Origin of the sequence: Candidatus Bathycorpusculum sp., from assembly GCF_009778815.1 — an archaeon.
Taxonomy (GTDB): Archaea; Thermoproteota; Bathyarchaeia; order Bathyarchaeales; family Bathycorpusculaceae; genus Bathycorpusculum; species Bathycorpusculum hydrogenotrophicum.
In genome coordinates, this window is the sequence record NZ_WRFL01000013.1 from 1 (window position 1) to 17,577 (window position 17,577).

General features: G+C 43.0%; 34 protein-coding genes. 29 read left to right on the forward strand and 5 right to left on the reverse strand.

What is annotated here, in order from left to right:
• Positions 1-129 precede the first annotated feature (129 nt).
• Positions 130-1,257, reverse strand: a complete 1,128-nt coding sequence (locus FWF39_RS04105; RefSeq protein WP_343382169.1) for a DUF763 domain-containing protein — start codon at positions 1,255-1,257, stop codon at positions 130-132.
• A gap of 186 nt (positions 1,258-1,443) precedes the next feature.
• On the opposite strand from FWF39_RS04105, the gene FWF39_RS04110 reads away from it, so the two are divergent.
• The 5 genes from FWF39_RS04110 (at position 1,444) to ccmA (ending at position 5,801) form a co-directional block, all read left to right on the forward strand.
• Entirely contained in the window at positions 1,444-1,578 is a 135-nt protein-coding gene (locus tag FWF39_RS04110) for a hypothetical protein (protein ID WP_343382170.1), read from the forward strand.
• Positions 1,579-1,667: 89 nt separating this feature from the next.
• A complete protein-coding gene (locus FWF39_RS04115) occupies positions 1,668-2,888 on the forward strand; it encodes a fasciclin domain-containing protein (RefSeq protein ID WP_343382171.1) in 1,221 nt (406 codons plus the stop codon).
• Positions 2,889-3,017: 129 nt separating this feature from the next.
• Positions 3,018-4,121: a CAP domain-containing protein gene (locus FWF39_RS04120; RefSeq protein WP_343382172.1), complete on the forward strand. Its 1,104-nt coding sequence runs from the start codon at positions 3,018-3,020 to the stop codon at positions 4,119-4,121.
• A gap of 74 nt (positions 4,122-4,195) precedes the next feature.
• Positions 4,196-4,897, forward strand: a complete 702-nt coding sequence (locus tag FWF39_RS04125) for a hypothetical protein (RefSeq protein WP_343382173.1) — start codon at positions 4,196-4,198, stop codon at positions 4,895-4,897.
• Positions 4,898-4,922: 25 nt separating this feature from the next.
• Positions 4,923-5,801 carry a heme ABC exporter ATP-binding protein CcmA gene (ccmA, locus tag FWF39_RS04130; protein WP_343382174.1) on the forward strand — a complete coding sequence of 293 codons (879 nt, stop codon included), beginning with the start codon at positions 4,923-4,925 and terminating at the stop codon, positions 5,799-5,801.
• A gap of 35 nt (positions 5,802-5,836) precedes the next feature.
• Here the strand turns inward: ccmA and FWF39_RS04135 are convergent, their stop codons facing one another.
• Both FWF39_RS04135 and FWF39_RS04140 read right to left on the reverse strand, forming a co-directional pair.
• A complete protein-coding gene (locus tag FWF39_RS04135; protein WP_343382175.1) occupies positions 5,837-6,085 on the reverse strand; it encodes a hypothetical protein in 249 nt (82 codons plus the stop codon).
• A 364-nt stretch (positions 6,086-6,449) separates the two neighbouring features.
• A complete protein-coding gene (locus tag FWF39_RS04140; protein WP_343382176.1) occupies positions 6,450-6,725 on the reverse strand; it encodes a 60S ribosomal protein L22 in 276 nt (91 codons plus the stop codon).
• A 403-nt stretch (positions 6,726-7,128) separates the two neighbouring features.
• Between FWF39_RS04140 and FWF39_RS04145 the strand changes: the two genes are divergently transcribed.
• A complete protein-coding gene (locus tag FWF39_RS04145; RefSeq protein ID WP_343382177.1) occupies positions 7,129-7,308 on the forward strand; it encodes a hypothetical protein in 180 nt (59 codons plus the stop codon).
• Here the strand turns inward: FWF39_RS04145 and FWF39_RS04150 are convergent.
• A complete protein-coding gene (locus FWF39_RS04150) occupies positions 7,300-7,467 on the reverse strand; it encodes a ribbon-helix-helix domain-containing protein (protein ID WP_343382178.1) in 168 nt (55 codons plus the stop codon). The genes FWF39_RS04145 and FWF39_RS04150 overlap by 9 nt on opposite strands.
• Positions 7,468-7,573: 106 nt before the next feature.
• Between FWF39_RS04150 and FWF39_RS04155 the strand changes: the two genes are divergently transcribed.
• The 19 genes from FWF39_RS04155 to FWF39_RS04245 all read left to right on the forward strand — a co-directional run bounded on the left by FWF39_RS04155 (position 7,574) and on the right by FWF39_RS04245 (position 14,734).
• A complete protein-coding gene (locus tag FWF39_RS04155; protein ID WP_343382179.1) occupies positions 7,574-7,732 on the forward strand; it encodes a ribbon-helix-helix domain-containing protein in 159 nt (52 codons plus the stop codon).
• Between the two features lie 2 nt (positions 7,733-7,734).
• Positions 7,735-7,881, forward strand: a complete 147-nt coding sequence (locus FWF39_RS04160) for a hypothetical protein (RefSeq protein ID WP_343382180.1) — start codon at positions 7,735-7,737, stop codon at positions 7,879-7,881.
• 203 nt (positions 7,882-8,084) lie between these two features.
• A complete protein-coding gene (locus FWF39_RS04165; RefSeq protein WP_343382181.1) occupies positions 8,085-8,288 on the forward strand; it encodes a hypothetical protein in 204 nt (67 codons plus the stop codon).
• Positions 8,285-8,455, forward strand: a complete 171-nt coding sequence (locus FWF39_RS04170; protein ID WP_343382182.1) for a hypothetical protein — start codon at positions 8,285-8,287, stop codon at positions 8,453-8,455. Before FWF39_RS04165 ends, FWF39_RS04170 begins: the two co-directional genes overlap by 4 nt.
• Positions 8,452-8,655 carry a hypothetical protein gene (locus FWF39_RS04175; RefSeq protein WP_343382183.1) on the forward strand — a complete coding sequence of 68 codons (204 nt, stop codon included), beginning with the start codon at positions 8,452-8,454 and terminating at the stop codon, positions 8,653-8,655. Before FWF39_RS04170 ends, FWF39_RS04175 begins: the two co-directional genes overlap by 4 nt.
• Positions 8,648-8,851 (forward strand): hypothetical protein, encoded by a 204-nt coding sequence (locus FWF39_RS04180; protein WP_343382184.1) that lies wholly within the window; start codon positions 8,648-8,650, stop codon positions 8,849-8,851. The genes FWF39_RS04175 and FWF39_RS04180 overlap by 8 nt, the downstream gene beginning before the upstream one ends.
• Positions 8,848-9,213 (forward strand): hypothetical protein, encoded by a 366-nt coding sequence (locus FWF39_RS04185; protein WP_343382185.1) that lies wholly within the window; start codon positions 8,848-8,850, stop codon positions 9,211-9,213. Before FWF39_RS04180 ends, FWF39_RS04185 begins: the two co-directional genes overlap by 4 nt.
• Before the next feature lie 8 nt (positions 9,214-9,221).
• Positions 9,222-9,530, forward strand: coding sequence for a hypothetical protein (locus FWF39_RS04190; protein WP_343382186.1), 309 nt, complete (start codon positions 9,222-9,224; stop codon positions 9,528-9,530).
• Complete coding sequence (locus tag FWF39_RS04195) at positions 9,527-9,748, forward strand: hypothetical protein (RefSeq protein ID WP_343382187.1); 222 nt, start codon at positions 9,527-9,529, stop codon at positions 9,746-9,748. The genes FWF39_RS04190 and FWF39_RS04195 overlap by 4 nt, the downstream gene beginning before the upstream one ends.
• Positions 9,745-9,891, forward strand: coding sequence for a hypothetical protein (locus tag FWF39_RS04200; protein ID WP_343382188.1), 147 nt, complete (start codon positions 9,745-9,747; stop codon positions 9,889-9,891). The genes FWF39_RS04195 and FWF39_RS04200 overlap by 4 nt, the downstream gene beginning before the upstream one ends.
• Positions 9,892-10,044: 153 nt before the next feature.
• A complete protein-coding gene (locus FWF39_RS04205) occupies positions 10,045-10,263 on the forward strand; it encodes a hypothetical protein (protein WP_343382189.1) in 219 nt (72 codons plus the stop codon).
• A complete protein-coding gene (locus FWF39_RS04210) occupies positions 10,263-10,622 on the forward strand; it encodes a hypothetical protein (RefSeq protein WP_343382190.1) in 360 nt (119 codons plus the stop codon). The genes FWF39_RS04205 and FWF39_RS04210 overlap by 1 nt, the downstream gene beginning before the upstream one ends.
• The gene (locus tag FWF39_RS04215) at positions 10,619-11,698 is read left to right on the forward strand and encodes a hypothetical protein (RefSeq protein ID WP_343382191.1); all 1,080 of its coding nucleotides are present in this window, start codon (positions 10,619-10,621) and stop codon (positions 11,696-11,698) included. The genes FWF39_RS04210 and FWF39_RS04215 overlap by 4 nt, the downstream gene beginning before the upstream one ends.
• Entirely contained in the window at positions 11,698-11,901 is a 204-nt protein-coding gene (locus FWF39_RS04220; protein WP_343382192.1) for a hypothetical protein, read from the forward strand. The genes FWF39_RS04215 and FWF39_RS04220 overlap by 1 nt, the downstream gene beginning before the upstream one ends.
• 1 nt (position 11,902) lies before the next feature.
• Positions 11,903-12,205: a hypothetical protein gene (locus FWF39_RS04225; RefSeq protein ID WP_343382193.1), complete on the forward strand. Its 303-nt coding sequence runs from the start codon at positions 11,903-11,905 to the stop codon at positions 12,203-12,205.
• 136 nt (positions 12,206-12,341) lie between these two features.
• On the forward strand, positions 12,342-12,800 hold the full coding sequence (locus FWF39_RS04230) for a hypothetical protein (RefSeq protein ID WP_343382194.1): 459 nt from the start codon (positions 12,342-12,344) through the stop codon (positions 12,798-12,800).
• Complete coding sequence (locus tag FWF39_RS04235; RefSeq protein WP_343382195.1) at positions 12,797-14,038, forward strand: MT-A70 family methyltransferase; 1,242 nt, start codon at positions 12,797-12,799, stop codon at positions 14,036-14,038. Before FWF39_RS04230 ends, FWF39_RS04235 begins: the two co-directional genes overlap by 4 nt.
• A complete protein-coding gene (locus FWF39_RS04240) occupies positions 14,028-14,549 on the forward strand; it encodes a hypothetical protein (RefSeq protein ID WP_343382196.1) in 522 nt (173 codons plus the stop codon). Before FWF39_RS04235 ends, FWF39_RS04240 begins: the two co-directional genes overlap by 11 nt.
• Positions 14,549-14,734, forward strand: a complete 186-nt coding sequence (locus FWF39_RS04245; RefSeq protein WP_343382197.1) for a hypothetical protein — start codon at positions 14,549-14,551, stop codon at positions 14,732-14,734. Before FWF39_RS04240 ends, FWF39_RS04245 begins: the two co-directional genes overlap by 1 nt.
• 117 nt (positions 14,735-14,851) lie before the next feature.
• Here FWF39_RS04245 and FWF39_RS04250 read toward each other — a convergent pair whose 3' ends face one another.
• Positions 14,852-15,067, reverse strand: coding sequence for a hypothetical protein (locus FWF39_RS04250; RefSeq protein WP_343382198.1), 216 nt, complete (start codon positions 15,065-15,067; stop codon positions 14,852-14,854).
• A gap of 40 nt (positions 15,068-15,107) precedes the next feature.
• On the opposite strand from FWF39_RS04250, the gene FWF39_RS04255 reads away from it, so the two are divergent.
• The 4 genes from FWF39_RS04255 to FWF39_RS04270 are packed head-to-tail and all read left to right on the forward strand — an operon-like array spanning position 15,108 to position 17,495.
• Complete coding sequence (locus FWF39_RS04255; protein ID WP_343382199.1) at positions 15,108-15,299, forward strand: hypothetical protein; 192 nt, start codon at positions 15,108-15,110, stop codon at positions 15,297-15,299.
• The gene (locus FWF39_RS04260; protein ID WP_343382200.1) at positions 15,296-16,033 is read left to right on the forward strand and encodes a phage Gp37/Gp68 family protein; all 738 of its coding nucleotides are present in this window, start codon (positions 15,296-15,298) and stop codon (positions 16,031-16,033) included. Before FWF39_RS04255 ends, FWF39_RS04260 begins: the two co-directional genes overlap by 4 nt.
• Positions 16,030-16,587: an HNH endonuclease signature motif containing protein gene (locus FWF39_RS04265; protein ID WP_343382201.1), complete on the forward strand. Its 558-nt coding sequence runs from the start codon at positions 16,030-16,032 to the stop codon at positions 16,585-16,587. Before FWF39_RS04260 ends, FWF39_RS04265 begins: the two co-directional genes overlap by 4 nt.
• The gene (locus FWF39_RS04270) at positions 16,584-17,495 is read left to right on the forward strand and encodes a hypothetical protein (protein WP_343382202.1); all 912 of its coding nucleotides are present in this window, start codon (positions 16,584-16,586) and stop codon (positions 17,493-17,495) included. The genes FWF39_RS04265 and FWF39_RS04270 overlap by 4 nt, the downstream gene beginning before the upstream one ends.
• Positions 17,496-17,577 lie beyond the last annotated feature (82 nt).

Here is a 17,577-nt window from a genome sequence, read left to right on the forward strand (position 1 = left end):
AAACATGCACGAACCTAAACATGCACGAACCTAAACATGCACGAACCTAAACATGCACGAACCTAAACATGCGTAAATCGAAACCAGTGATGCTCGCCCCGGAAGGGGCGAGTAGTTCACTTTGTGGGTTTATTTTTGGTTTGGGATTAGTTGGCGTAGGTTTTGGAGTGATTGTAGTTTTTCTTTTTCGCCGATTTTGGCTTCTTGGATGGCTTTTTTGAGGATTTCTATGGATTCGTCCATGGCTTTGCGTTCCACTGGGAAGGGTACGCCGTCTTTGCCGCCATAGGCGAAACTAAATTTCACGGGGTCTTCCCAGCTGGGTTTTTCACCATATATTAATTCAGCTACCAGGGCTAGTCCGCGCACGGTGGCAGGGCCGACGCCTTTGACGCTTAACAATTCTTCGTAGTTTTGGGGTTGGAACTCATAGAGACGGCTTAGGGTGTCCCAGTTAATGTTTCGGGGCATGTTAAGACTCGGTTGCGTCTGTAGCCATGGATCATTGGTTTTGGGTAGCCACATATGTAGGGATGATTGGTTTGGGGTTTTGTTTGTTGCTTGAAGGAGTTTTATGAGTTTTTTGGGTGGTTCTTTGGCTAGGTCTGTGGAGGCTTTGCGGGTGGCGTGGCTTTCTTTGGCGGTCATGTTTAGGGTTTGGTTGTGTTTTATGTTGCAGGTTATGTTGTTTTGTGGTTCGTCTGTGAAGGTTTGGGTGGTTTGGCTGTGCCAGTGGTAGCGGCGTGCGGTGCTGGTTTGGGTGTTCATGCCTTGTTGGATAACGGCCCAGTCGCCTTGTTTGGTTATTAGAAATGCGTGGTGGTAGAGTTGGTAACCGGCTTGAATCGCGTTGTTGTCGACTTTGGCTATGAGGCGGCTTGTGTAGAGCAACTCGTTGATGGTTTGTTGGGGGAAGTTCCATTTGGTTGTGATGGTTTGGATATCAGTTGGGGTTTTGCGGCTGGTTTTGCCTTTCCCGCCGCATAGGGCTACTTCGTGTTGTTCTGGGTTTAGGGCGGTTTTGAGTACGCCTGTTACTACGGTGGTTACGCCGCTGCTGTGCCAGTCATAGGCTAAAACGCATCCTAGGGCTTGGAACCAGTAGGGGTCGCTTAGGCGTGCTAAAAAGTTGGCGGGGCCGTATTCTTCGATGATGATGTTGGTGATTTCGCGGGCGAGGTTTTGCATGCGGCCTGTGAGCCAAAGTGGTGCTTTGCCGCCATGGAGAGGCAAATTGGCCATTCCAGATCGATTCATAACTGCCAGTTTAGTTGTAGCGATGATATATGAATTATTGCAACCAATTTGTCAAAACAACCCTATGCATAATTTTAATTGGTTAGGGGTGTGTTGTGGTGAAAACAATACAGTCACATAGCTTTTTGTTCTGCAAAATTTCTATTTAACTGAACTAGAGCAGAGCCCCTTTTAGGAGGTGAAAGTTTGTCGTCGATTTTAGATAAAGCAAAACGAAAAACAGAGGAAGAAACAAGAAAAGCCGGCAACACAGCCAAAAATATAGGTCAAAGAGCCGAGGATGAAGCCAAAAGAGGCGCCCGCAAAGTCTCAGGCAAATAATTCGCTTATTATTTGTTATTAAAATCAGGCAAACTACCAGGGAAATCCCTGCTAAAAACATACCATAGCTGATTTAGGAGGTGAAATATATGGCAGATTTAGCAGATTTAATCATGGGCGATGTTTATAACTTAAACACGTTCTCAAGAGCCCTACGCGAAGCTGGATTAGTTGATTTTCTCAAAGGAACAGGTCAGTTTACTGTTTTTGCACCCACCGATGACGCCTTCGCAAAACTATCCAAAAGCAACCTTGACGAGTTATTTGCCAATAAAGCACGCCTAAAAGCAGTTGTAAATTACCACATCATCTCTGAGAGCCTCACAATAGAGGACATAAGACATCTAAAAAACGACACCCTAACCACCCAGCAAGGCCAGATAGCCAAAGTTGACCCGCACCGATGGCACCTGCACCTAAACCCCAAAATCAACGGAATACATATCACCGACCGAAAAGACGTCACCGCCGACAACGGAGTACTCCACGAAATAGACGCCGTCATGATGCCAAACCTAGACCTCACCTGCCCCGCCTGCGGACAAGGCTTCCTAAACAAAAACGACCTAGAAACCCACACAAACACAGCACACAAACAACCCCAACAACCACCACTCCATTCCATACCTGTTGCCCCCAAACCAACAACCACAACCACCACAACAACCACAGTAGAACACAAAGTTGCACCCGCCGCTGTAGCCGCAGTTGCTACTGCCCCTGCAGTTGCCGCGCCGCTTATAAAAAAGACCCAAACCAAAACAACAACCCCAAAACCAACAACAACGACCACCACAACAAAAACTACCTCATCAGCATCATCAACTGAGGGATCTAAAGATACTCTGATTTATGCGGTTCTCTATGATGAGGATAACCAAACTTATCTCTACCACCTCAAAGACTCAAGCGGTGAAATAATCGCCGAAAGCTCCGACTCAAAAACCCTCGAGGCACTCAACACCGACATAAAACAAGTTAAAGCTGATGCTCCAATAGCTAAAACCATAAGCGCCGAACCAACCACAACCACTCATCTAAAAGAAGAAACCGACCCCATACACGGACCAGTATTTGAACAATTCAAAGACGACGAAAGCAACTGGCGATTTAACCTAAAAGACACACCCGAAAGCCCCACTATTCTAACAAGCCGCAAAAGCTACGAATCCCTATATGCCGCAAACAACGCCATAGACAAAATACGCAAAATCGCACCAAACGCCAAAATCATCTACCCCCCAGAAACAAAAACACAAAAATACACCACAAAAACAACAACCCAAAAAGAAGAAATACTAACCCACTAACCACAAAACATATTCAGCTAACCATCAACCACATTTTTTTAAACTCATCAACTTTTCAAACACCCACCTGAATTCACATAAAACATAAATCGCATCATAACAACCCATTAAATTGACTTTGTGAGCTAGATGACACCTTTTATCCACTGCAAAAAAACATCCACAACTTCACCATATAGATACACTTACGCTGGATTACATTTCTCTAACCAATATTCTGCTGAAGAGAACCAAAAAAACAACACACAACCCGAAATCCCCATTATCAGAAAAACCTCAAATCCCAACAAACACAAACGCTTACTTGTACTTTTAACCACCATATTTTTGCTCACAATCACCCTCCTTACCATAGCCTATGTCGTTAGTTCCACGCCCAATATGCCGCCCGAGGCGTATCATGATGACTTAGTACTATATGCTCTTGAACTCATCAACCAAGACCGCACCGAACACGGACTATCAAATATAACTCTGAGCACCATCAACTCGGGTCAACTACATGCCGAAGATATGCTAAACAACAACTATTTTAGTCACTGGAATAAAGACGGCCACACGCCTGATATGAGATACACCCTCTCAGGCGGCCAAGGCGCAGTCACAGAAAACATTGCATACAGCACCGGAATAACCAATAGAGACTTTTACAACAAAGCCAAAACAGCCCTTGAAAGATTACAATATCTCATGATGTATGACGATGCCGAGTGGGACTGGGGCCACAGAGACAACATACTAAACCCCATACATAACAAAGTAAGCATTGGCATCGCATACAAAGACCAATGCATCTATATAGTCCAAGATTTCGAGGACACCTACATCACATGGGACACATTAGATGTTAGTGACCCAAATCAGATAACTCTAAGCGGCACCACATCCAAATTAGACCTTATCCTCACAAGTCTTTTTGTTTTTTATTCCAACCCTGGCCCGCTAACAGTTGAGCAACTAGAAAACTCGCCCTACAACGGATCCTATAACCCCGGAGTCCTCATTGCCTCAGTGGTACCCCCCGCACGCACAGGCTATTATTATAATTGGAACAACTACCCCCTTGACGGTATAGAAGCAAACATCTGGAACCAAAATAACACCAATTTCCAAATCAGCTTCAGCTTAACCAAAACCATAAACAACCACCAAAAAGGCATCTATACCCTCTATCTGCTAACCGACTCAAATACAACTGACACACTTTTCACGTACTCAATCTGGATAACCTGATCAGATTTGGTTTCATACAAGCGGAAGGCAAAAATGCTGCGCTAGCTTCTCTATCAGTGTGAGGGCGCAAGCGATTGAAATCTTTTGTCCAAACAAATTTCAAGCGGGCCATTAAATTTGGCAGTCTCTACCTGATTATTGGCATCGTAATGTCTCTTGTAATTAGTACAATTTTTAGCTGGACAGCGTCTATAGCTGATGAGGAGATACTGTTTATCTCTCAGCTAGGTACCCTTATGCTTCCCTTGTTTGCTGTCATGGGTAGTGTAGGCGGTTTAATGGTTTTTGTCAGCGACCGAACCAAAGGTGTCTACGAATACTTGATTGCCTATGGTGTCAATGTCTATGAAATTTTCTGGTCAACATTACTGGTTAGTTTTGGGTTGATTACGATAGTTTTAGGAATTTCCATAACAGGTAATGTGGTCTTATCCTTGCTATTTAGCGGCTCAATACCCTTTAGTATGATAGAAACACTGCTGATCTATACAATACCGCTTAGTTATGCTTCTTCGGCCTTTATGTGCATGGCCGGGATGATTTGGTCTTCCCTTACTGTTGGAATCCCCGGAGTCAACAGCCCCGTTGGTATATCCATGATTCTAGGAATTGGTCCCAGTTTGGTGGTTATGCTTCTTGGTGGTTTCTTTATTGGTTCAAGCTATTTCCTGATGCTTGTGGGCGGTGTGACTTTAATCTTGATAGTTCTAGTTGTTGCTATGCTGGTCGCGGCAAATAAAATGATGAATAGAGAGAGGTTATTATCAGATGCATAAACCTAGTAGTAGGAGCGAAACGCAAATGGTCGAAAAATATTCATATCCCTCTGGATCATCACCGTTAGTGTTGCTTGATTCTGTTAGCTCAGGTTACTTTGGGCGCAAGATCTTGGAGGGTATTTCTTTTCGAATCGATGAACCAGCCATATATGTTGTTTTGGGACCCAACGGTGCTGGAAAAACAACCCTATTTCGAACACTTGCAGGTATATTAAAACCCTACTCCGGCAGAGTGGAAATAGGCGGATACCCAAGTGAATCCCAAGAAGCTAGATCCCAGCTTGATTACCTCACACATATAGAGGGCATACCTGAGGGTATGAACGTAACTAATGCTTTGCAGTTTTACGCAAACATAGCCGGCGCAACAGAAGCTGATGTAACACGAGTGATTGATTTACTTAACCTCAAAGACCTGCGTAACAAACGCTTTGGGCAACTCAGCCAAGGACAAAAAAAGCGAGTATCGGTCGCTAGGATTTTTCTTAAGGAAAAACAAGTGTACTTGCTCGATGAACCCACCAGTAATATGGATCCAAAAATGGCCAGTGAAATCCGAGAACTGGTGCTTGGATTAAGTAAAAACAAGGTCATTTTGTATTCGTCGCATAACCTCTTTGAAGCTCGCGAAATCGGCTCTAAGGTAATTGTAATTAAACAAGGCAAACTAGCTCTGTTTGGTAACATATCTGAGATTAAAACTGAGAAATACACCATTGGTATACGCACCTTAGGTACCGATGATGTGCCCTATTCAAGTGGAAAAGAGGGTGATTATTACCTCTTTGAGCTCCAAGGCCCTGAAGAAGTCCCTGATATTATTTCTAAACTCTCTGAAAAAGGCATAAAAATTCGAGAAGTTAAAGAAATGCAAAACCCCCTAGAAGAGTTATTCAAATAACTCTACTCAGGGTGTTTCAATTTTTATTATTCTTTTTATTGCTGTTCAGGTTTATTGTAGTCCCGCCGTGAACGGTTTTTGCCACATTTAGGACATTTTATTCTTCCTGCGTATGGAAAAGTCCAACCTAGTCCACTTATCTTTTCTTCCATTATAGGCGCATTAAACACGTGCTCACAATCTGGGCATTTGAGTTGTTTGCCGCGATTCAATACTGCAGCTAGAACAATAATTAGCACAAGTACAACTATTATTACGGTAACGATAATTAATACAGGATTCATTTTTGTCCCTTCCTGATAAGTATTGTTTAATCCGATTTTATTTCTTTTTTGGGTTAGTTGCTTGTTATGGTTGAGGTGTGGCGGTGAGGTGCAGTTGGATTTTGGGTGTACGGGCTGAGGGGTTGCGAGAGGAAAAAACTGCCATAACCCAACTGCACCTGATGGCTCACGGCATATTGTCTTTGTAGGTGTTTTGGCTTATTTTTCCATCTTTACACGCGCATACACTACTATAGGCTCACTTGATTTAATGCTAAGCATACGAACAATGTGTTCAATAATTAGACACACAAAATTGAGTTGCCAACCCGTTTGTTATTGTTGGCTGGACAAAAAATAGTGCTAAAATTTAGAGAAGGAGAGTTTAGTCTTCTTCTGAGATTTTGCGTTCTTTGATTTTGAGTGTTTCTTCGTCTCCGATGACTTTGAAGGTTTCAGTTAGTTCATGTTTATGTAGGAATTTTTTAACGGTTATGCGTACGTATTTTTTGCTTAGTGCTTCGCCTTCGCCTGTAACGATTACATTTTTGCCCTCAGTTCTGACATCACCGCCAGTTTTTTCTTTGAGGAAATCGGATAGTTTATCGATAATTTTACCTTCGCCTTTGAGTTCGGAAGCGTTGACTTTCATTTCAACCATTTCATGTTTCACCTCGATTAACCGTCTAAGTGGTTTGTGTTGCTTTCTTGACGTCTGTTACCTTGATAAGTTTTCCGCTTCAATAGTTTGCCAAACTGAGTATTACTGAGTCTTTTTTCGTTAATACCCTTTGTTATTTGACAGCCCCTAAAGCTTCTTGTCAGTTCGCCCGAACTTATCGATAAAAATACCTGTCGAGTAATACTAAGCAAGGTTTTTTCACACCCCAATAAACAAAACACCAACATAAAAACTTTAAGACTTATAGTTTTGTTGATGAACTGTGGCCTGATTTTTATGTCTTATTGTTCACTTTCAGTGACCTCTCCACTCTTGCTATAGGTAGGTTGGTCTTTGGTATTAAATATCGTCGGGTATAATAGTGGTGTGAGGAGATTGTCATATGACTGACCAAACATATGTTAGGGGTTGGGATGACTGTTTAGAGGCCGTCTCAGCTATACTTGAAAAAGCCAAAACAGTTGAAGAGGCCAAGGAAAGAATTAACAAGTTGAGAAAATTGATACAGCAGGATAAGTTTGAGAAAATTCGTTGTGATCTGGGTGTGTTTGGATTATTCTAGATAGCCTATTTTTCTTAATTTTTCTCTAATGGCTTCTAGTATAAAGTCAGATCGGTTTTGGTATCCGTATTTTTCGCTAGCTACTACAGCATCAACTCTAGCCATTAAGTGATTTGGTATTGTTGTAGTTGTATAGTTTCTTGGTTTATCATTCGGCATATTACATTACCGGTAATGCAGATTTATTTATACACAAGATATAAATATTATTGTTTGATAATGTTTATTCATGTAATTAAATGAGAATGCATGAAGGGAAGACGTAGTGTCAGAAGATACAGAAAGAGATTACACAACAGTAAGTATATCCATAAAAATAGCTTCAAAAATCGATAAAATAATAATAAACAGCTGTTATCTAAATCGTGCTGATTTTATCCGTGATGCAGTTCGTGAACATCTGAAAAAGTTTGAGGGTGTTTAGTTTTGCAGTCCACTAAGAAACAGGTACGGAAAAAAGAGGTAGAGTTCACATTGCCTCCAACATTTTTGCATGAGTTGGCTGTGGCGCTTCGTGAAGCCGGATATGATCCTAACACAGAAGAAAACCAAATTATGGAAATACAAGCATAAGAAGGCTTTAGCTCAATGAGTAAAAAATGTCGAACCTCCAAGTGTGCGGAACCTGTAGAATACCAGGCAATTTGGACTGATGGCAAAACATTGAGTCCAAGCTTATTTTGTTATGCGTGTGCTAAAAAAATAGATGCTAATATGCTTGATGGCTCTGTTTGGTGGACTAGACCTCAACATATCAGAACAAGGCGGCTCATACAATGACTTCGATTCTTTTTGTGTGTCTTGATTGTGATGAGTCTTTTACTGCCGATAAAGCAAGCTACAAGACCATCATATATTATGATGCAGAAGGTACCAAATTGGCCTCAGATGACCGTGTACTTGTCTGTCCCCACTGCCTCCAGCAGCCCGGCAAAATTTACCTAACAGAAACCAAACTCTTGGAGTCGGCGGTGCCATGAGTGACACAGCTACCTATCTTGAGGTGCCTAGTTGCTATGGCCAAAATGGTCCGTTTGCTGAGTGTATTCAGTTTTGTGTGTGGCGGCAGGTCTGCAAAGATAAAATCGGCACCCTTCTGCGGTTCAAAAAAGAAGACGTGAAAAGTCTGTTGGGGGCTCAGCCATGACTGATTCATTTGAGTATACCTGCAGGGAGTGCGAGCATGTTTTCAAGGTAAAAGAAGCATACCTCAGCATAGTTAGTCTTTATGACTCTGACGGCCAAAAGATTGGTGAAAAATTTCCTGTGACTGTTTGTCCCAAATGTCATGTGCCCTATCTTGACTTTAACATAGTGAAATCTGAGGGAGCACCACACAATGCTTGAAACACCCCCCGTGCTCTTAAATCGCGTCGATATCGATCTCTATATCTCTCAGCAGATTCAGCAGACCGAAGCCCTAGCCAGCATAGCTAAAAGTTTTGAAGTCATAGCCAAAAGCCTCCAGCGCCTAGCATACATTGTAGAAACTAACAGTTACGGTCAAACCGCCCTAAACATTCGGGAGATCAACCCCCCATGACTGATGCAACTTTTTATAGCGGTAACAATGGCGGTTCAATCTGTGAAAATTCCAAGCTGGACGCCTGGCAAAAAATCTGCACCGACTACTGTGATGACTGTGAAGCCCCGCACTACACAACTGATGAGGGAGAATGTATAGCTGAGGATGAAGTTGAAATCGGTCCCTGTATGGTCCACGAAGTTAAAAATGTGTTAAACGGCAAAACAACTGTACCTGATAAAGCAGAAGCAATCATGCAAATGGTTGTCCAAGCCTGTGAGACCTGCAGGGCTGGTACAGAGCGGGGCTATCGGGACTGTGAAAACATGGATTCCTGCTTTGTAGAAGACCTCAAAGTGGTTGGAGAGGGCAAACAATGAGTTGTGTTATGGATCCGCGCCGCATAGAAGACGCCTACACCGATTATGAAGCTAAACAGCGCAGCCAGATTTTGGAAGATGAAGAAATTCAAAAACAATACACGTCCTTTCAGAACAAAATAGCTCGGTGGCTTGAGAGCAGAAAACAGCTTCACACAGCCCGAGTACCTCATATCTGTGCAGACTGCAAAGGTATCATAGAAAAAGGCACCCAATACACCAAATATGGGGGTTATTTAGTTAATGATTTTGGCCAAATATACCCTATCCACCAGTATCGCCATTATCCCATTTGCTCCCCGGAGGGCACCCCATGACAGAACAGTGCCCCTTAAGCAGCAAATGCCAAATCATCAGCAACATCGACTGCACAGACCGAAACTATGCTGACTGCGGGTTCTTCCAAAATGAAGTGTTAAACTACTGTCAGCAGTTGCAAACCCAATCGGTCAAGACGCCCTGCAAATACCGCAGTGTATGCCGCCGCCGATGCTGGAAACCAACCCACAAAATCCCCCAGGTGATCCCGCCATGAGCCAATCGATAATATGTCCGCTTCGCGACTGCCTAAGCTGTACAAAAATCGAAACCTGCCCCAGTGTTAGGATTGTTAAAGAGCTTCAAGAGATCAAAGAAATCCTCTTAGCGTTTGCTAAATCGGAGGGGCTGAATTTATGACCCCTAGTTCGAAGAAAACGTGTTATACCTGCGATTTTTGTCACATAGACAATGACATGTATACATATTATTGTTCCAAAATGAGCAATGCTACTCGTTTAGTGATATAAAAACAGAAAATTTTTGTGAAAGCTATGAGGAGCAAGAAGTCTAATGCAAGAACCCAAACTAACCGAAGAAACAAACAATTATGAATGTGTGGATTGCGGCAAAATCTTCCCCGAAACAGAAGCCTATTACGCAGAACAAACAATACGCACCGAAAAAGAGGGAAAGATGGTCTATAAGGAAGCGTTTGCGGCCTGCCCCTCATGCTACTCAGTCGAGTTAATCGATACTGATGAGCCGATTCGAGACGGAGACCAAGAATAATGCCAACCCCGCAAGACCCAACCAATCAAGCATCACCGCTATATGCACTAACTAAACTCAACCATACAATAGCCCATGACCAACAAATGATACACTCATTAGTAGCATTACTAGCCGACCCAGACATACATCAAATCCAAGATTTTAGATTACGGGGCTGGATAAGCCAAACAGAAGAGTACAACTGGACGCAAAAAATAGTAGAAAAATACTTTACAGTAAGCAAAACAGGCAAATGCATAAAATATGAATGCGTCTGTCATGGGGAAAGTTTTGTATGCACAAAACATGACAAATCAACACCCGACTACCGCTCAAAAACCCAGCCAAATAAACTATGTGTGTGCTATCAACCATGAGCACAGAGTTAGCTAAAATCCGGCAGTGTGAACTTAGCGACAAAAAAGACGAGCAGCAGATCATAGCCGACATGCAAGGAATGCGCCACATGCTAGAAACCTGGGTCTACCAATTCGAGCAGGGCGGACGCACAGTCACTGCCCTATCATATGCAGGCATAAAAGAAGCCATACGACGCCGCGGAAACTTCAAAATCATAGAGCGCCAAATCGAAGAAACACCCCTCACCTATCGCGCCATAATCGTAATCGAAGACCTGCAAACCAACACCCAATTCATGGGTTGCAACGAGGTCGACAAGAAAAAACCCTTCGCATATGTTCTAGCGCTAAACAAAGCCGAACGCAACGCATACGCAAAAGCTGTACCCACCGAACTAATAACCACATTAGTAAAAATGCGCCTGGATGCAGGGGACGGGATTGAAACCATAGAACCCGACCCCCTACCCACCCCGCCCAAAACCAAAACTGTAGCTGACTACAAGCTACCGCCCAAAAAAGTCGAAGCCACACCTATACCTAAAGTTGGGGATGTCACAAGCCAAGGCACCGTCACCAACATCGAATCAACCACTTACCACGACGGATCCACAATCACACGTGTTGACTGCGAAATACCCCCTGAACAACAACCAACCACAACCAGCCCACAAAAAATAGTGCCGCCGCTCCAAGTCATGATTAACAAAGAAAAAGCGCAGCAAGCCAAAAAAGCCGACGAACTCAGAAAAGACAACAAAGTGTCTAACACCAGCTTCACACACACCATTCCCGACAGCACCGGCAAACTCGTACCCGTCACAGAGGAAGAATATCTCGCTTATTGTCAGATGAATCAAACCGGTCCTATCTCTGACAGCATAATCTGGACTGCTACCAGCGGCGGTAACTATGAGAAAGCCTATGAGAAACAAAACAAAGGCAACCACGAATACGAATATCTCAAAGACTCATTGATGGAGGCTAAAGAGAGGGGACAAAAAAGCCTCACAGTTGACGGGTTAACATATTTTATTGACACATTTACAGGTGATGGTATTTTGCGCAGTATACCCAAGAAGGGCATCCAATAATGCCGCCAATTTATTATCGTTGCCTCCGATGCCACAAAGAATTTGACAGCACTACAGCGTGGTATGAGCAGAAAACAATTGTCAATAATCGTTTGGAAGAAGTTACAGGTGGACAGATACCTACTAAGGCTGTTTGTCCTTGGTGCCAATCTAAGCGGGTTCGCCAGTTATGGTCGATTGCCATGGTGGAGGTCTTTGTGTAGTATGCCTCAGTTTGAATGGAAGGTTACGACGGCTGAGGATATGGCTCGAGCTGATGCGGCTCAGCAATTACCGTCGGGGTGCTGTCCCTATGTGGGTGCGCCCCAATTTAATGGGGCTGCTATTCGCCGATGTAGAGTCTGTACCACTACGGCTTGTACTCCAGCAGAATTTACCAACCCAATCATGTTCAACCAGTGCATAGCCAAACGTCAACATGATGCTTATCTTTTACATACCGGTGATCAGGGCGAAATAAAAGCAGAGGAGGTTAATTCGAATCGAATGGTTAAAAAATTCGAATAAGGCCGCCGTTCGAATATAGCGATTTTTCGCTATATGTTATTAATTTCTTATTTTATTACTGTAAAGTATGATAAATTAAAGTATAATATTCGAAAAAACTCGCCATTCGAATCGAATGAAGTGGAGAAATAAATGTATGTCAACCCAAAATCAATCCCAATCAAATCCAACATCCCCCATCAAAAAATTAACCTTCACCCCTCAGACTGAGGAAGAAAATCACTTAACTCAAACCATCAAACAATATGCCAGTATAGAAGGCATCCAAATCCATGATATTTTATTAGAAGCACTATTGCATCTGGCTTCTGAGAAAGACATCTTTAAGCCCTCAACGCTTAGCGGTATCAAAAAACAAAAGTGTGCTATGCATAATTGTAGAGAACCTGTAAAATTTGAAGCCTTATACAAACTGGATAATACTGTTAAGCGTCTGTGTTTTTGTCATGGAAATAGCGTTGCGTCTGGTCTGCAAAGGGGAAACTATACCAATTTGTGGGTCTATAGCAGACCCTTAACAGTTGAGGCGGCCCCCGCCTGCAAGCAAATGGCCGCCTCAACCCAAGCAGTCCCCACGGTGGAGGAAAGCTCATGAGCAAAACAGAATTTACGGTAGATAAAGCTACCTCCACTAACTCAATTATAGACGAGGTTAAAGTTGACAGCATTGTTGTTGGCACAAATCGACGCCAACTTGATTTTGCTAAGGTTTCTGAGTTGGCTGAGAGTATTGAGCAATTAGGTTTGCTTAATCCTCTTACGGTAACTGTTGATCATAAGTTAGTTGCGGGTCGCCATAGGTTAGAGGCTGTTAAACAGTTAAGCTGGGAATATGTGCCATGTAATATAGTGCCTCTTGATGGTTTGTCTGCTGAGTTGGCTGAGATCGATGAGAATCTTGTACGAAACGATTTACATCCTATTCAGCAAGGTGAATTAACACTTCGCCGTGATGAAATCCTAATAGAATTAGGGTTAAGAGCACCTAGTCATAGGCCAAATAAGGCAACGGATTCCGTTGGCTTTAAGACCACAGCAGATTTAGCAAAAGAAATGGGGATATCGGCAACAGTTCTAAGAGAGAATAAGCAGTTGGCTCGTGATCTAATTCCTGAGGCTAAAACTGTTGTTATTGAGCGTGATCTATCTAAGTCTGATGCGTTGTTGTTGGCGCGTAAATCTGCTGATGAGCAGGCAGTTATTGTTGAGAAACTTGTGTCTTTACCTGTCACAGCTAAGGTTGTTGATGCTTTTCGTGAGGTTAATCGTGAGCGCATTGTGGCTGACCTTGAGGATATTAAGCGTAAGGAGGTGCAGGCTGTAGCCGGCTTGTATGATGTTGTGGTTTTGGATCCGCCTTGGCCTATGAAAAAGATAGAGTTAGATGAGCGGCCCTGTCAGACTGTGGAGCTTGATTATCCAACTATGTCTCTTGAGGAGATAGCCGCGCTTAAGTTGCCTTTGGCTGAGGATTGTCATGTTTTTTTGTGGACCACACAGAAGTATCTGCCCTATGCGTTTGAGTTGTTGGAGAAGTGGGGGTTGAAGTATGTTTATGCTCATGTGTGGCATAAATCGGCAGGTATGCGGCCTTTTAATCTGCCTTGGTATAACTGTGAATTCGCACTATATGCTCGAAGGGGAACCCCTCAATTTACTAACAACAAGAATTTTCAAACCTGTTTTGATGCTAAAAATGGGGTGCATAGTGAAAAACCTGCAGAATTCTATGATATGATTCGGGGTGTTACGGCTGGCCGACGATTAGATATGTTTTCTCGCAGGTCGATTGAAGGTTTTGATGCTTGGGGGAATGAAGTAGATGGTTGTTGATTGGCAAACTGATTATGATCGTTCGGAGCGGTTTATGCCTGAAATTAAGTATATTTTGGGCAATTATTTGCTTCGTTCTCCTTCGGTTATTGAGGATCAAATGTATTGTATGGATTTGCATCTTGAGCAGTTAAAACGGGGTAGTATTTGTTGTCGTGTTCGGCGAAGTGATGCTTGGCAGTATAGGCATCAGTTTACGCTTATTTCTAGGCGTGTGTCTGGTGCTGAAACTGAGTTATCTAAAATAATGCGGGGTTATGGTGACTTATATTTTTACGGTATAGCTGACTCAGCTGATGTGTCTATTGCGCATTGGATTATAGGGGATATTGATGCATTCCGAAACTGGTATAGTCAATTTCCTGCAGAATTAATAAACCTGTATTTTCGTGATATACTAAATAAATATGATAGGAAATCATGGTTTAAAGCATTTCCATGGGTGAAGATTCCGGGTTTTTTACGGGCATGTAGTGAATATAGTGATGAAATTGTCGAGGTGTCTGATTAATGCCTCAGAAAGGTGTTAAAGCAGACAATGTTTCCCCCTGCCAATATCCACGATGTTCCAAAGATGGTGAATATTCGGTTATTGTTGCTGAGCGGGCCGTCAAATATTATTGTCGACTGCATGCGAAGCAGATGGTGGCGGCAGGGGGCATAGTGTTGTATTTTCCAGCTAAAGGAGAGGTGTGATATGGCGATAACAGAGGTTTGCCAATGCCCATACTGCAGTAGTGAGGGTACGTGTGCTTTGCAAGTGTGGATATTTATTGATCCGATGTTTTGCCGTTGTATCTTCACAGGATTCAGCTATGTGGTTGAGTGTCCGTATTTTGCGGTGGTTGCTAAGGAGTTGGGTGGGGTTTGAATTTTTTTGTGTGTACTAGGCGGGTTTATGGTGTGCGGTTGGGGCGGGGTGCGCTTATGGTTTGTGAGCGGTGCGGCAGAGAGATTGTTGTGGGTGATGAATGCGTCAGCAAAGCTGGGTCCTGTAAGGGTGGGTTGTTGCATTCTAAGATTTATCACAAAATTTGTTATGAGGATACTTTGATTGGAGATGACAGCGATGTATAATCCGCGTAAGGTTTTTCGGGTCTGCTGTGAGTGCGGCAATGAGTTTGTGGATGATTATGGTTCGCGGCCTAAGAAGATGTGTCGTTTTTGTCTGCAGACCCGTATGGAGCTCAACAAAGCACGTTATGTTGTAGCACAAAGACAGCGTCGTCAACGGAAACGCCAGGAGAGATACGGCTATTGAGAACATCAAAGATTGAGTGGACTGAGCGCACCTGGAACCCCGTAACAGGCTGCACAAAGCTGTCAGAGGGATGCAGAAATTGTTATGCGGAAGTTATGGCTCACCGACTTGAGGCGATGGGTAAAAAGAAGTATGCTAACGGATTCAATGTAACTTGTCATGTGTATGCGTTAGCAGAGCCGTTGTATAATCCTAAACCCAGTCTGTATTTTGTGTGTAGTATGGCTGATTTATTCCATGAATTAGTTCCCGACTATTTTATTGACGAGGTTATGAGAACTATTGAAAATTCACCTAAACATACTTTTCAGATCTTAACCAAGCGGGCAAGACGGATGCATAAGTATTTTGAGTATAATTCGATTCCGAAAAATGTTTGGTTGGGGGTTACAGTTGAAAAGCGTAGTGAGCTGTTTCGGGTTGAGTTTCTTTCGGAGTTGAAAGCTCCCATTCGTTTTTTGAGTTGTGAGCCTTTGCTTGGCAGATTGGATTTGGATTTGGAAAATATTGATTGGGTGATTGTTGGCGGCGAAAGTGGACCGCATGCGCGTCCTATGAAGCCTGAGTGGGTAAAGTCCATATGGGAGCAAGCATATGCGCAGCGGATTCCATTCTTTTTTAAGCAGTGGGGAACCTACGGTCCAGACGGCGTAAAACGTAGCAAGCAGGCTAATGGCAAAGAGCTAGACGGCAGAATCGTACAGCAGATGCCAAATTGGGATGATGCACCATGAGTGCTGATGTTTGTTTGCGTTTATTTTACAACCTTGGCCGTATCCCAATTATGAAGTATACGATGGGTAGTAGTCGGGTGATGCTTGTTAAGGGGGATTGTGACCGGACGCCTCTGCGCATTAGCAAGGGAAGATATGTATGCAAGTGGTGCGGCTTAGAAATTTTAGATAAGTCAAGCAGACTGTTTTGTTCTCATAGATGCAGGCGAGACTTTGAAACTCGTTTGGGGACTAAGAGCTGGGTTGGATTCCGAGAAATTATTTACGCACGCGATGATGGCCGTTGCAAACTATGCGGCGAAGCTATTTTGCGCGAAGTGCCATATAAATGGCGTCCAGGACTATTTTTAGAGACCCGTGATTTTGTTTGTGACCACATTATTCCCCTTTGCTATGGGGGACGGGATTGGTATGAAGACCCTGAGGGCACCAATTTTCAGACCTTGTGTGTAGTCTGTAATAAAATTAAAACTAAAGAGGATATGTCGGGTCCAAAATGGATCCATTACAACAGTAAAATAACAAAATTTCTAGAACTGGAGGAGACACCGTGAGAGTTAGTTTAATCGGTGACACCTCTTACCCATATATTCCCTTTCAGAAAATCAGCAGCTACCACAAACACATGGGTGACACTGTAGGATTAGATTTGCCTAATCCCGATTTGGTGTATATGTCGGTGATGTTTACCTGGAATAAACCGATGATGATGGGCAAAAAGAAACTATTGGAAGCTCAGGGGGTCCCAGTGGTTATTGGCGGCTCGGGTTATGATGTTAAGTCGGATTTACTTGTAAAATTTGCTTATCAACATCCAGACCCCGAATTATATGGCCACTTGGATTATTGTTTTGGCTTCATAACGCGGGGATGTGTTCGCAGATGTAGTTTCTGTATTGTTCCGCAAAAAGAAGGCATAATACGCTTCATGGGGTATGATTGGATCAATAAACCAAAAGTTGTTTTGTATGATAATAATCTTTTAGCTTACAAGAACCATAAGCAGGTTTTACGGTATTTAGCTCAGGAGAATTTGAAGGTATGTTTCAATCAAGGATTAGATATCCGGTTGATTACTGAGAGCAATGCCAAGTTATTGGCAGATTTGGATTATCGATCCTTAAACTTTAAGGTACCTCGGCTCTATTTTGCCTTTGACCAATATAGCCCCCAGATGACTATGCTGGTGAAGCAAAAAATCCAGATCCTAAATAAGGCAGGGATCCCCAGCCGGCATCTTATGTTTTACATGATTTATGGGGTAGAAGAAAACCCCTTAGATTCGTTTAATTCGCTTTGGCTGCGTTACAATGTAATTAAACGATTAGGTGCTAAACCTTACCCAATGAATTATCGTCGAGGTGACCGGCGATACCGGTTATGTCATGATTTAGCGCGGTGGACTATTCGTCGTTACGATCAGTTCTTGTCATTCAGTCAGTATTGTGAGGGTTTAAAATGAAGTGTGAGCGATGCAAAAAAGAGGTTGGGTATACTATGGCTGCTTTTGGGCATTGTGACTTATGCACCACGTGTTATGATGA